This is a genomic window from Enterococcus italicus (assembly GCF_023743875.1).
Classification (GTDB): domain Bacteria; phylum Bacillota; class Bacilli; order Lactobacillales; family Enterococcaceae; genus Enterococcus_G; species Enterococcus_G italicus.
This window is the reverse complement of the sequence record NZ_JAMRVB010000001.1, coordinates 1,026,890-1,041,247: the sequence shown is the minus strand read 5'-3', so window position 1 is coordinate 1,041,247 and position 14,358 is coordinate 1,026,890. Positions and strand designations below refer to the sequence as shown.

At 39.6% G+C, this 14,358-nt stretch carries 10 protein-coding genes; 9 read left to right on the top strand and 1 reads right to left on the bottom strand.

Annotated features, from left to right (window positions below; genetic code table 11):
* The first annotated feature begins 12 nt into the window (after positions 1-12).
* The 6 genes from NE257_RS05005 to NE257_RS04980 all read left to right on the top strand — a co-directional run bounded on the left by NE257_RS05005 (position 13) and on the right by NE257_RS04980 (position 6,447).
* Positions 13-1,440, top strand: a complete 1,428-nt coding sequence (locus tag NE257_RS05005; protein ID WP_251869125.1) for a flotillin family protein — start codon at positions 13-15, stop codon at positions 1,438-1,440.
* Between the two features lie 405 nt (positions 1,441-1,845).
* A complete protein-coding gene (xerC, locus tag NE257_RS05000) occupies positions 1,846-2,778 on the top strand; it encodes a tyrosine recombinase XerC (protein ID WP_251885929.1) in 933 nt (310 codons plus the stop codon).
* Between the two features lie 17 nt (positions 2,779-2,795).
* Positions 2,796-3,338, top strand: coding sequence for an ATP-dependent protease subunit HslV (gene hslV / locus NE257_RS04995; protein WP_007208162.1), 543 nt, complete (start codon positions 2,796-2,798; stop codon positions 3,336-3,338).
* Position 3,339: 1 nt separating this feature from the next.
* The gene (gene hslU / locus NE257_RS04990; protein ID WP_007208163.1) at positions 3,340-4,740 is read left to right on the top strand and encodes an ATP-dependent protease ATPase subunit HslU; all 1,401 of its coding nucleotides are present in this window, start codon (positions 3,340-3,342) and stop codon (positions 4,738-4,740) included.
* Positions 4,741-4,751: 11 nt separating this feature from the next.
* Positions 4,752-5,537, top strand: coding sequence for a GTP-sensing pleiotropic transcriptional regulator CodY (codY, locus tag NE257_RS04985; RefSeq protein WP_251885928.1), 786 nt, complete (start codon positions 4,752-4,754; stop codon positions 5,535-5,537).
* Between the two features lie 37 nt (positions 5,538-5,574).
* A complete protein-coding gene (locus NE257_RS04980; RefSeq protein WP_251886448.1) occupies positions 5,575-6,447 on the top strand; it encodes an aldose 1-epimerase family protein in 873 nt (290 codons plus the stop codon).
* 65 nt (positions 6,448-6,512) lie between these two features.
* Here the strand turns inward: NE257_RS04980 and plsY are convergent, their stop codons facing one another.
* On the bottom strand, positions 6,513-7,154 hold the full coding sequence (gene plsY, locus NE257_RS04975; RefSeq protein ID WP_040366504.1) for a glycerol-3-phosphate 1-O-acyltransferase PlsY: 642 nt from the start codon (positions 7,152-7,154) through the stop codon (positions 6,513-6,515).
* Between the two features lie 185 nt (positions 7,155-7,339).
* Between plsY and parE the strand changes: the two genes are divergently transcribed.
* The 3 genes from parE to pflB all read left to right on the top strand — a co-directional run bounded on the left by parE (position 7,340) and on the right by pflB (position 14,358).
* A complete protein-coding gene (gene parE, locus NE257_RS04970; protein ID WP_251885927.1) occupies positions 7,340-9,346 on the top strand; it encodes a DNA topoisomerase IV subunit B in 2,007 nt (668 codons plus the stop codon).
* 11 nt (positions 9,347-9,357) lie between these two features.
* Positions 9,358-11,811 (top strand): DNA topoisomerase IV subunit A, encoded by a 2,454-nt coding sequence (gene parC, locus NE257_RS04965; protein WP_251885926.1) that lies wholly within the window; start codon positions 9,358-9,360, stop codon positions 11,809-11,811.
* Between the two features lie 267 nt (positions 11,812-12,078).
* Complete coding sequence (gene pflB, locus NE257_RS04960) at positions 12,079-14,358, top strand: formate C-acetyltransferase (RefSeq protein ID WP_251885925.1); 2,280 nt, start codon at positions 12,079-12,081, stop codon at positions 14,356-14,358.

Here is a 14,358-nt window from a genome sequence, read left to right as displayed (position 1 = left end):
AGATGAAAGTACATGGTATTTGATTTGTTAGAAAGTCCGATTTTTTGGGTAGTGTTACTTGTTTTAGCAATTGTCGCATTTTTAATGATTCGCTATCGGATTGGGAAGCCGGATGAAGCATTAATTGTGACGGGGTCATTTTTGGGGAAAGATGGCATTAAAATTTTAAAAAATAGTGGAACCTTCGTGATTCCAATCGTGCAAAAGGCTCATACACTGAGTCTATTGACTCACAAATTAGAGATTGGTACACCGGAAGTTTATACGGAACAAGGCGTACCGATTAAAGCAAGTGCTACTGTGCTAGTAAAAATTGGCAACAGTGTCGAAGCAATTAAAACGGCTGCTGAACAATACTTAGGGAAATCCACAGCCGAATTAGAAGATGAAGCCCAAGAGGTATTAGAGGGTCATTTGCGCGCGATTCTAGGGACAATGACCGTTGAAGCTATCTACAAAAACCGTGATGACTTTGCTGAACAAGTCCAAGAAGTCGCCTCTACTGACTTGAGAAAAATGGGACTTGAAATTGTCTCGTTTACGATTAAAGACGTGAGTGATCCGAATGGTTACTTAGAAGCTTTAGGTCGCCCTCAGATTGCTGAAGTAAAGAAAAATGCAGAGGTAGCTGAGTCAAATGCGCTAAGAGAAACACGGATCAAACAAGCGGCAAATGAGCAGTTAGCACAACAAGAAGAAATTCGCCGTCGGACAGAAATCGCCGAAGCCAATAAAGACATGGCGCTAAAAGAAGCACAGTACAAGCAAGAGCGTGAAGTGGCCGATGCGAAAGCAGAGCAAATTGCCGTCGTCGAAAAAATGAAAGTAAACTTAATTGAACAAGATAAAAATATCGAAATTCAATCGAAACAAGCAGAATTGACTGAAAAAGAATTGACAGCTACCGTCAGAAAACAAGCCGAAGCTGACAAATATGTCGTCGAACAACAAGCTTTGGCAAGTAAAGCACGAGAAATTGCCCAGGCCGAAGCCGAAGCAGAAAAAGTCCGCTTAGCAGCCCAAGCCGAAGCAGAGCGAATTGCCAAAATTGGGGAAGCAGAATCTGAAAAAATCATCAAAGTCGGTTTGGCCGAAGCAGAAAGCCAAGAAAAAATGGCTGTCGCCTTACAAAAACTGAACGAAGCTGGGGTATTAATTGAATTTATCAAAGTCTTACCAGCGATTGCAAAAGAAGTCAATGCACCAATTAGCAACATTGATAAGATTGTAAGTTTTGGTAATGGAGATGGCGTGCATGAAATGGGACAAGCTGGTTTGGCGCGAACGTTTGATACAATCAAAGAAACGACTGGTCTAGATTTAGTTTCATTGATTAATGATTCAATGGCCGTTAATAAGGGAAATAAAGAGTTAGTTGAAGCTGTCAAAGAGCATCAAGCAACTGCTCCTGAGGTAAAACAAGAGCAAGAAACGCGATAAAAACAGTTGAGTCCAAAAATAAGCGGTTTAACTGATTATCGAATCATTTATAGTAAGAGAGTGTGACGAACGGTTGTCACACTCTTTTTTCATAAATCTGATAGTAAACTGGCAAATAGCAGCCGAACCCTCTGCAACGCTAAGACTTTTTTATGCTGAGTAAAAGACACTCATCAAAAAAAGAGCTTATCGCTTGAGAGCTAACCGCGCTCGATCTGCTTTTATTATTAGATTTTTTTCATGTAGTTCTTAGCGTATTTTTTTAAATTGTAAGCAAATGGTGAACAATTTATTAAATTCTGACAATTTATTTGTTTTTTTTGAAACCGTATGCTACATTCTAAACAATCGGATATCTCTCAACAAGATGTCAGAAAGAATAACAACAAGAGTGGATGAGGTGTGATGAATAAAGAGTCATTTGATGAACAAGAAAACACTCCGTCAATTCAATGGTTTGATGAATTTTCGCAATACCTAATCGTCGAGCGAGGCTATTCTGAAAAAACACAAGCCGCATATGCGGAGGATTTTTTTCAGTTTTTAGACTTTCTTGAACAGTCAGGTAGTCGCGATTTTTTAGCGATTGATTATCGAGATGTGCGAATTTATTTAAGCTTTTTAAATGATCAAAAGTATAGTCGCAACAGCATTAGTCGCAAGGTAGCTAGCTTGCGTTCATTTTATCAATATTTATTGAAGCGGATGGTATTGACTGAAAATCCATTTGCCTATGTGCATTTAAAAAAGAAAAATCAAAAATTACCACGCTTTTTTTATGAAGACGAGTTGCAACAGCTTTTTGACAGTGTCAAAGGCACCGAGCCACTTGAGCAAAGGAATCTGGCGTTACTAGAGATTTTGTATGGGTGTGGGTTGCGGGTGAGCGAATGCGCCGCGATTACACTAACATCGATTGATTGGGAACATCAGATTTTACTTGTGTATGGGAAAGGAAGCAAAGAGCGGATTGTTCCATTTAATGAGCATGCAAATAAAGCAATGATCCACTATATAAAAAATGGTCGTAAAGAATTACTTACGCAGTTTAAAAAGGAACACGACTACTTATTTGTGAATCATTTAGGGTCACCAGTGACGGCGACAGGTATCGAATATATCTTAAACCAACTATTAAAGAGAAGTCAGTTGGATAGTGAGATTCATCCTCATAAGTTGCGCCATACATTTGCCACACATTTGTTAAACAATGGTGCAGATATGCGGACGGTGCAAGAATTATTGGGGCATGCGAATCTATCCACGACTCAAATCTATGCCCATGTGACAAAAGAATCATTACAAAAAAATTATCGAAAATTTCATCCTAGAGCATGAAAGAGGAGGATCATTAAATGGAATCAATGTTTCATTCAACAACAATCTGTGCGGTTGAAAAAGATGGCAAATTCGCAATGGCGGGGGACGGTCAGGTGACGATGGGCGAACAAATCGTCATGAAAGGGACAGCTAGAAAAGTACGCCGCATTTATAATAATCAAGTAGTTGTCGGCTTTGCCGGTAGTGTTGCGGATGCCTTTACCTTAGAGGAAAAGTTTGAAGGAAAACTCAATGAATACAACGGCAACTTAACTAGAGCAGCTGTGGAATTAGCGCAAGAATGGCGCACACAGCAATCCATGCAAAAATTAGAAGCGATGTTAATCGTGATGAATGAAAAAGAGATGTTGCTCGTCTCTGGTACGGGTGAAGTGATTGCACCTGATGATGGCATATTAGCGATTGGTTCGGGTGGAAATTATGCCCTTTCTGCGGCTAGAGCAATGAAAGCTTACAGTCCAGCACTTAGCGCGAAAGAAATTGCCGAAAATGCGCTAAACATCGCAGCGGACATCTGTGTATTTACCAATCATAATATTATCGTTGAGGAGTTTTAAGATGAATCAAGAAAAAACACCAAAAGAAATTGTGCAAGAACTAGATCAATATATTATTGGCCAAGAAAAGGCGAAAAAATCTGTTGCTGTGGCCTTGCGTAATCGTTACCGCCGTTTGCAATTAGATGAAAAGATGCAACATGAAGTAACACCCAAAAACATCCTAATGATTGGTCCAACGGGAGTCGGCAAGACTGAAATCGCACGCCGTTTGGCAAAAGTTGTCTCTGCGCCTTTTATCAAGGTCGAAGCGACAAAGTTTACTGAAGTCGGCTATGTGGGGCGGGATGTCGAATCGATGGTCCGCGATTTGGTTGAGAATGCCATTCAAATCGTTCGTAAGGAACAATACAGCAGCGTCTACCAACAAGCGGTAAAAAAGGCCAATCGCCGCTTAGTCAAAGCACTTGTTCCAGGAATCAAAAAGGAGCAAAAGCAAAGCACCAATCCTTACGAGCAAATGATGAGTATCCTTAATACAGCCAATCAGCCAGTCGAAGAACCAAAAGAAGAATTAACGGATGAAATCCGCTCGAATCGGCAAGCGATTTTTGAGCAGCTGGAACGCGGTGTCCTAGATAACCGTGAAGTAACAATTAAAATTGACGAGCCCAAAGCCCAAGCTGCTCCAATGAACAATGGACTAGAGCAAATGGGGATTGATTTAAATGAAACATTGGGTGCATTAAAACCCAAGAAAAAAATCGAACGCACAGTCACAGTCAAAGAAGCTCGTGAGCTATTGGTACAAGAAGAATCATCTAAGTTAGTGAATGATGCCGATATCCATAGCGCCGCCTTAAAACTTGCTGAAGCGAGTGGGATTATTTTTATTGATGAAATTGACAAAATCACCTCAAAATCTCAAAGTAACTCTGGTGAAGTTTCTAGAGAAGGGGTACAGCGTGATATTCTCCCAATCGTAGAAGGCTCACAAGTAAATACTAAATACGGCACGCTGCAAACGGATCACATCTTATTTGTCGCATCCGGCGCATTCCATTTATCAAAACCAAGCGATTTGATTCCTGAACTACAAGGTCGTTTTCCAATTCGCGTAGAGTTAGATGATTTGACGGCAGAGGATTTTGTTAAAATTTTGACTGAACCCAACAATGCTCTAATCAAACAATATATTGCTCTACTAGGAACAGAGCACGTCTCGGTTATTTTCACGCAAGAAGCCATTGAGCGAATTGCTCAAATCGCCTTCCAAGTGAACCAAGAAACCGACAACATCGGAGCTAGAAGACTACATACTATTTTGGAAAAATTATTGGAAGATTTATTATTTGAAGCAGCAGATATGCAAATGGCTGAAATCACCATTACGGAAGCCTATGTAAACGAAAAACTAAATGATATCGCCCAAGATGAAGACTTAAGTCGCTATATTTTATAAGGAGGAGTACCATGCGTACATTATTAGAAAAAACAAGACAAATCAATGAGTTATTGCAACAAAAGAACACGTTTAATATGAAATCTGAGCTTCCTTATAATCAAATGGCTTTAATTTTAGGGGACATTTTGGATAGCAATGCGTATATTATTAGTAGTAATGGGAATTTACTTGGGCTAAATGAAAAACATGACGTCAATAATGACCGAGTGAAAAACATGCTTGTCGAAAAACAATTTCCGAAGACATACACCGATATGGTGGATCATTTAGGTAGCACATTAGCCAATATTCCGATTAGCAATGATATGACGGCCTTTCCAATTGAAAGCCGTGAACTGTATCCTAATGGCTTGACAACAGTTGTTCCAATTTATGGAGCAGGAGAACGTCTGGGTACAATTATCCTTTCACGGATTGAAGAAACATTTAGCGACGATGATCTGGTACTTGCGGAATATAGTGCGACCGTAGTTGGTATGCAATTTCTTTATCAACAGTCTCGTTCAATCGAAGAGGATGTCCGTAGTCTGACAGCTGTACAAATGGCTATTGGTACCTTATCTTATAGTGAGCTAAAAGCGGTTCAAGCTATTTTTGAGGCTCTTGATGGCGATGAAGGTCGACTAACTGCTTCAAACGTAGCAGATAAGATAGGAATTACCCGTTCAGTGATTGTCAATGCTCTACGTAAATTAGAGTCTGCTGGTATTATTGAATCACGTTCACTTGGAATGAAAGGCACGTACTTGAAAATATTAAACCAACGCTTTAAAGAGGAACTTGAAAAAGTATAGATAAGAAAAATTTGAATCGTTAGGGGGAGTAGCAGTGATGTTTATCTTAGAAAATGAACAGTATCGGGCAGAATTTGCAACAAAAGGGGCAGAATTACAGCATTTTATCGCAAAGAAAACAGGGATGGAATACATTTGGCAAGCAGATCCTGATAAATGGGGGCGACATGCGCCAATCTTATTTCCGATTGTCGGAGCATTAAAAAACGATCAATATCAGTATCAAGATAAGAGCTATACACTTCCTAGGCATGGCTTTGCTAGAGATCATGAGTTTCAACTCGTTACACAAACGCAAACGGCAGCTACTTTCCGACTGATAGATGACAAAGAGACACGCATTGTATACCCGTTTGCTTTCCAATTGGATGTAACCTACACACTTGGGGGCAATCAGTTGACAGTACACTACCATGTTCAAAATTCAGGCGAGGACACATGCTATTTTTCAATCGGTGCGCACCCAGCATTTCGTGTGCCATTGGAGCAGGATTTAGATTTTTCGGATTACTTTTTTACTGCGTACCCTGCTAAGTCAAGAACCATGATCCCGTTAGCAGGAAATTTAGTAGATTATGCCAATCGTACACTAGGCCAAACCAATGCGCCCATTGATTTGACGCATGAATTATTTAAAAATGATGCGTTAATATTTGAGACAAAAGGCCACAATGAATGGACCATCGAGTCAGAAAAATCACCGCATAAAATCACCCTCTCGTATGAAGGATTTCCTTATGTGGGTCTATGGTCGGCGTATCCAAAACAGGCGGAATTTGTCTGCATTGAGCCTTGGTATGGTGTAGCAGATGCTTTAACGACAACGAGTAAATTAGAAGATAAGTTGGGTATCTGTCGATTAGAACCAACTGAAGATTTCCATGCAGAATATACTATTTCCGTTGAATAAGTGGGAAGCTATTTAGAAAAAAATCCGGACCAAGCCGTGTTGTAAATAGGGATTGGTGTCCGGATTTATTCTTTCTTTTTAGCGGCTTGGAGGCCAAATGAGACTTTGCTTTCTGTACCATTTTTGATGCGGGCAATGTTTTCTTTGTGACGGTAAAAAATGAATGCTGATACCCCAATGGCAATAATTGTTAATAACCAATTATGTGTTGGCAAAATAGCAGGCACCCAATAGGGTAAAATGATGGTCGATAGCGTAATCAAGACGGCCGCAATCATGCTTGTCAGACTGACCGTGCTCGTTAGAAAAAGGAAGATAACAAAAATTGCTGACGAATAAAGAAAAAATAGCGGATTGTACGCCAGTAACATCCCTGCACTCGTCGCGACCGCTTTTCCACCTTTAAAATGAGCAAAAATAGGGAAGGTATGGCCGATAATGGCGAACACACCAAACCATAGTGGATTAATCACTGTACTATGAAACAATACCGGTAGTAAAGTGGCCAATGTTCCTTTGGAGATATCCATAATTAAGACAATAATCCCTGCTTGCTTTCCTAGCACACGGAAGGTATTTGTGGTACCAGTATTGCCGCTACCAAATTGGCGGATATCTTTTTTATAAAAAAGTTTCCCAATCCAAACACCTGATGGAATTGATCCTAATAAGTACGCACCAATAAATAATAATAGAATTTTAAACATAACTTCGCTCCTTATCTCTAAGTCAAATTTTATCATGAATTCATGTTTCTAACAATTTTTCCTACAAGCTTCTCATAAATTCATTTGAAACTCATAGGACAAGTAGGGTATGGCTTTTTTTTTTAATTTAGATAGAGTATGATAGGAGATGTTGCGAAATTTTAAACGATAAAGGAGAGCTGACTTTGGTAAAAAAATCCAATGAATATAATGATGCTTCAATCCAAGTATTAGAGGGGTTAGAAGCAGTTCGTAAAAGACCAGGTATGTATATCGGGTCGACAGATGCGCGCGGCTTACATCATTTAGTATATGAAGTCGTAGATAACGCAGTGGATGAAGCCCTCTCTGGATATGGCGATGAAATTAAAGTAATCATACATAAAGATGGTAGTATCAGTGTCCAAGATTTTGGTCGAGGGATGCCGGTCGGAATGCATACTTCAGGCATACCGACGGTCGAAGTGATTTTCACCGTCCTACATGCTGGTGGGAAATTTGGTCAAGGTGGCTACAAGACATCAGGTGGTCTGCATGGTGTGGGTGCCAGTGTCGTAAATGCCCTGTCCGAATGGCTTGAAGTGCGAATTGTCCGCGATGGAATAGAGTATCGCCAGCGCTTTGTTAATGGTGGTCATCCAGAAGGGACATTAGAAAAAATCGGTAAGACCAAAGAAAAAAATGGGACGACTGTGCGCTTTCTACCTGATAAAGGGATTTTTTCAACGACGAAATTTTCTTATGATACGCTAGCAGAGCGATTAAGAGAGTCGGCCTTTTTACTACGGGGAGTAAAAATTTCTTTTACTGATTTACGCGAAGACGATAAAGAAGATGTGTTTCATTACGAAGAAGGCATTAAAGAATTTGTCGAATATTTAAATGAAGAGAAGGATGTTTTGACGCCAATTATTTATTTTTCTGGCGAAAAAGAAATGATTGAAGTTGAAGTGGCGCTTCAGTACAACGATGGTTTTTCGGAAACGATTTTATCGTTTGTTAATAATGTCCGCACAAAAGATGGCGGAACGCATGAAGCGGGGATGAAAGCTGCTTTAACCAAAGCCTTAAATGAATATGCCAGAAAGGTCGGTCTTTTAAAGGAAAAAGACCGTAACTTAGAAGGTAGTGATTTTAGAGAAGGCTTGGCAAGTGTGTTATCGATCCGCGTTCCGGAGCATTTGTTGCAGTTTGAAGGTCAAACCAAAGAAAAATTAGGAACACCTGCTGCTAGAACAGCTGTGGACAATGCTATTAGCGAGCAGCTAGGCTTCTATTTACAAGAAAATAACGAAACTAGTCAATTATTGGTCCGTAAAGCAATCAAAGCTCGCGAGGCTCGCGAAGCAGCACGTAAGGCGCGGGAAGAAAGTCGTAATGGCAAGAAAAAGAAAAAAGGTGAATCTTTACTTTCAGGAAAATTGACGCCAGCACAGTCCAAAAATCCAAAGAAAAATGAATTGTATTTGGTCGAAGGAGACTCTGCGGGCGGATCGGCAAAACAAGGCCGTGATCGCAAGTTCCAAGCGATTCTGCCACTGCGAGGAAAAGTAATCAATACCGAAAAAGCGAAAATGCAAGATATCTTGAAAAATGAAGAAATCAATACGATGATCTATACAATTGGTGCAGGTGTCGGGCCAGAGTTCTCCATTGAGGATTGTAACTATGACAAAATTATTATCATGACGGATGCTGATACCGATGGAGCGCACATTCAAGTCTTGTTATTGACGTTCTTCTATCGCTACATGAAGCCATTAATTGAAGCTGGAAAAGTCTACATCGCCTTGCCACCATTGTACAAAGTATCTAAAGGCACTGGCAAAAAAGAAGTCATTGAATACGCGTGGACGGATGAAGAGTTGCAGACAGTTACAGAAAAAGTCGGTCGTGGCTATATGTTACAACGCTACAAAGGTCTTGGAGAAATGAATGCAGATCAGTTGTGGGAGACGACGATGGATCCTGAGACGCGGACATTGGTGCAAGTCAGAATTGATGATCCGGCTCAAGCTGAACGACGCGTGACTACTTTGATGGGTGATAAAGTCGAACCACGAAGAAAATGGATCGAAAGTCATGTGCAATTTTCTTTAGAAGAGGACGGCAGTCTCCTTGACTCGGTCGAAGAAAAACCAGTAAATCGGTCAGCAGATTCTGTTGAGGATATAAGTTTATTTGAAGGATAGGAGCTGATTTTTTGGAAAAAAAACACAGCATTCAAGAATTAACATTAGAAGAAGTGATGGGTGATCGTTTCGGTCGCTATTCAAAATATATTATTCAAGAGCGTGCATTACCTGATATTCGCGATGGCTTAAAACCAGTCCAACGCAGAATTTTGTTTGCGATGCATCAAGACGGCAATACTGCTGAAAAGAGCTTTCGGAAATCAGCTAAATCAGTCGGAAATATTATGGGGAATTACCATCCTCATGGTGATAGTAGTATTTATGAAGCAATGGTCCGAATGAGTCAAGATTGGAAATTGCGCAATGTGTTAATCGAAATGCATGGAAACAACGGAAGTATGGATGGTGATCCGCCGGCTGCGATGAGGTACACGGAAGCACGGCTATCAAAGGTAAGTAGCGAGCTATTACGAGATATTGACAAAGAAACAGTCGAATTTGTCTGGAATTTTGACGATACCGAAAAAGAGCCGACTGTTTTGCCATCAATGTTCCCTAATTTATTGGTCAATGGCTCGACAGGTATTTCTGCAGGGTATGCCACGGAAATACCGACTCATAATCTAGGTGAAGTCATCGATGGGACGATTTACCTTATTGATCATCCCGATGCCTCATTGGAAAAACTAATGACCTTTATTCCTGGACCTGATTTTCCGACAGGTGGTATTTTACAAGGTGCCGATGAGATTAAAAAAGCGTATCAAACTGGTAAAGGGAAAGTTATTTTGCGTTCTAAGACACGAATTGAAGAGCTAAAAGGCGGCAAACAACAAATCGTCATCTCTGAAATTCCTTATGAAGTGAATAAAGCCAATCTTGTCAAACGTATGGATGAAATTCGCATCAATAAAAAAATTGAAGGAATTGCCGAAGTGCGGGATGAAAGTGATCGCACCGGTCTTCAAATCGTTGTAGAACTAAAAAAAGAAGTAAATGCAGAAGGCATTTTGAATTATTTGTTTAAAAATACTGATCTACAAGTGAACTATAACTTTAATATGGTCGCGATTGATCAGATGCGGCCCAAACAAGTCGGCTTAAAGCAAATGCTAAGTAGCTACGTCGCCCATCGGCAATCAGTCATCTTGCGTCGTAGTGAGTATGATTTAAAGAAAGCTCTTGCACGTCAACATATTGTCGACGGCTTGATCAAAGCGTTATCGATCTTAGATGAAGTGATTAAAACAATCCGTAAAAGTAAAGACAAACGAGATGCCAAAAACAATTTGATTTTGGCGCATGCCTTTACACAAGAGCAGGCTGAAGCCATCGTTACTTTACAGCTCTACCGTTTAACAAATACAGATATTACACAATTGCAGCAAGAAGCGGAAGAATTATTAGCTACGATTGCTGAATTGCAAAAAATTATCCAAGATTCAACTGAATTGTTCAAAGTGATGAAAAAAGAATTACGAGAAGTGAAGAAACAATATCAGTCAGAGCGCTTGACCGTTATCGAAGCAGAAGTAACTGAACTGACGATTGACACCGAAATATTGGTCGCTCAAGAAGATGTGATGGTGGTCGTTACGCGTGAGGGCTATGTGAAACGTAGTAGTCTGCGCTCATATAGTGCATCAAACAATGAAGAAGCCGGGATGAAAGAGTCGGATGTCGTTGTCTATAAGGGGCAATTAAATACCTTAGATCACTTGTTACTTGTCACCGACAAAGGCAATATGATCTATCGGCCAGTTCATGAATTGCCTGATTTGCGATGGAAAGATGTAGGGGAGCACCTATCGCAAGCTCTGACTACATTAAAAATTGAAGAAAATATTTTGACAGTTCTACCATACAAACAATTAAGTACAACACAAGAATTACTTATTTTAACTCAAGCAGGGATGATTAAGCGCACGAAATTAAGCGAGTTCACCCCTTGGCGGACGTACAAAACACGACCACTGCCTTTTATCACCTTAAAACAAGAAGAGGATAAAGTTATTTCGGTCATGGTGATTGAACCACAAGAAATCGCTACACAGGATATCTTTATGGTATCCAATCGGGCGTATGGCTTGCGATATGCTGTAACTGATGTACCGGTAGTTGGACCGAAAGCTGCCGGTGTGAAAGCGATGAATTTGAAAGAAGACGATGCCAGTGTCGTACAAGCTATTTTAGTACATACAGACGGTGATACACCTGTCGTGATTATTACCCAAAGAGGTGCAGCGAAACGCATGTTAGCACAAGAATTGCCTCAAACATCGCGTGCGCAAAGAGGGATAATGGTTTTAAGGGAACTTAAAAATCATCCGCATCGGATTATCTATATGGGCCTTGGTGATGAAACAGAATTACTCTTGACCAATCAAAAAGGCGACAAAAAAGAAGTACAGGCCAATCAGTTCCCAATTGCTGATCGAACGTCTAATGGCTCATTCGTACTTGATGAAAAATCAGGTGGCACTATCGTTTCTGTCGATGAGCTACCAAATAAACTGTTATAAAAAATAACGAAACACTAGCAAACTGTTGCAAAACAGATTGCTAGTGTTTTTCTCATATTGTGATTGATTCACGTGTATTTTTCTTGTTTTTAAATAAGTATTTCACAATCATAAACGCTGATAAATAAGGGTTTCTAAAAATAAACTATAAAAAAAGCCTTAAAATGTTAAAAAATCACGTTGAAAACACTTGCAAAAAAGGGGTTATGTGTTATACTAATCACGTAAAAGCTGTTACACAAAAACAGTTATAAGGAGGACCAGAAAATGGCAGTCGAAACAACTAATGTAAAAGCAACAAACAAAGCATGGGATGGTTTTACAGGCGGACATTGGCAAAATGAAATTAACACACGAGATTTTATCCAAAAGAACTACACAGAGTACAGAGGTGACGATAGTTTCTTAGAACCAATCGCACCAAGTACAGAAAAATTATGGACGAAACTGCAAGAATTATTCGAAGTAGAACATGAACAAAATGGTGTTTATGATATGGATAATAATATCCCTTCAACCCTTACTTCTCATGGTCCTGGTTACTTAATCAAAGAAGAAGAAAAAATTGTCGGTCTACAAACTGACAAACCTTTGAAACAAGCATTCCAACCATTTGGTGGTATTAAAATGGCAAACAATGCGTTGACTTCAAATGGTTATGAAGTTGATGAAAACATGACAAAAGTTTTCACTGAATGGCGCAAAACACATAACCAAGGTGTATTTGATGCCTACACTCCTGAAATGCGTTTAGCCCGTAAAAACAAAATTATTACTGGACTACCAGATGCTTATGGCCGTGGTCGTATTATTGGTGATTATCGTCGTATTGCTCTATACGGAATTGATTTCTTGATGGAACAAAAGAAAAAAGATCATGACAATTGTGGAAACAAAGTCATGTTAGACGACGTTATTCGTCTTCGTGAAGAAATTTCTGAACAATACCGTGCCTTAGCTGATTTGAAAAAAATGGCTGCTTCTTATGGATTTGATATTTCACGTCCAGCTGAAAATGCTCAAGAAGCTGTTCAATGGTTATACTTCGGTTACCTTGGTGCAATCAAAGCTCAAAACGGTGCGGCAATGTCTATCGGTCGTATCTCAGCCTTCTTAGATATTTATATTCAACGTGACTTAGAACGCGGTGACATTACTGAATTTGAAGCGCAAGAATTAGTTGACCATTTAATTATGAAATTACGTATGGTGAAATTTGCGCGTACACCAGAATACAACTCATTATTCTCTGGCTACCCAATTTGGGCTACATTATCAATCGCTGGTATGGGTATCGATGGACGTTCATTAGTGACAAAAAATGATTTCCGTATCCTTCATACATTGACAAATATGGGGCCTTCTCCAGAACCAAACTTAACAGTATTGTATTCTTCACATTTACCTGAAGGGTTCCGTACTTACGCAGCAAAAATTGCGAAAGAAAGTTCTTCAATCCAATTTGAAAATGATGATTTGCTTCGTGCGAATTGGGGATCTGATGATTGCGCCATCGCTTGTTGTGTATCTGCAACAGTGGTTGGTAAAGATATGCAATTCTTCGGTGCCCGTGCAAACTTAGTGAAAGCTGTTCTTTATGCAATTAATGGTTGCCAAGATGAAAAAACAAAAATGCAAGTTGGTCCACGTTTCCGTCGTATGGAAGGTGAAACCCTTGATTTCGATGAATTCATGGAAAACTACAAACAAACATTAGACTGGTTAGCAGAACTTTATGTGAACACATTAAATATTATTCACTACATGCATGATAAATATGCATATGAAGCTGCACAATTAGCTTTAATGGATACTGATTTGAAACGGACATTTGCTACAGGTATTGCAGGTATTTCTCATGCGACAGATAGCATCATGGCAATCAAACACGGTAACGTGAAAGTGATCCGCGACGAAGACGGCATGGCTGTTGACTATGTACCACAAAATGAGTTCCCAACTTACGGAAATGATAATGAAGAAGCAGATGCAATGGCTAACTGGATTCTTGATTACTTCATGACTCAAATCAAACGTCAACATACTTACCGTAACTCAACACCTACAACTTCATTATTGACAATTACTTCAAATGTTGTTTATGGTAAAGCTACAGGTAATACTCCTGACGGCCGTCGTGCAGGTAAACCATTAGCACCAGGTGCAAACCCAAGTTACCAAGATGGCAAATTCTTAGGTGAAAAGAATGGTTTATTAGCATCATTAAACTCAACTGCGCGCTTAGAATATGAACACGCACGCGATGGTATCTCTAATACTCAAACAATTAATCCTAATGGTTTAGGTAAAGATGATACAACTCGTATTAACAACTTACGTAACGTTTTAGATGGCTACTTTGATAAAGGTGGTTACCATATCAACGTGAACGTATTTACAAATGAATTATTATTAGATGCACAAAAACATCCAGAAAAATATCCAAACTTGACTATTCGAGTTTCAGGATATGCTGTGAAGTTCCGTGACTTAACACCTGAACAACAAGCAGATGTTATTTCAAGAACATCTCATGATCATATGTAA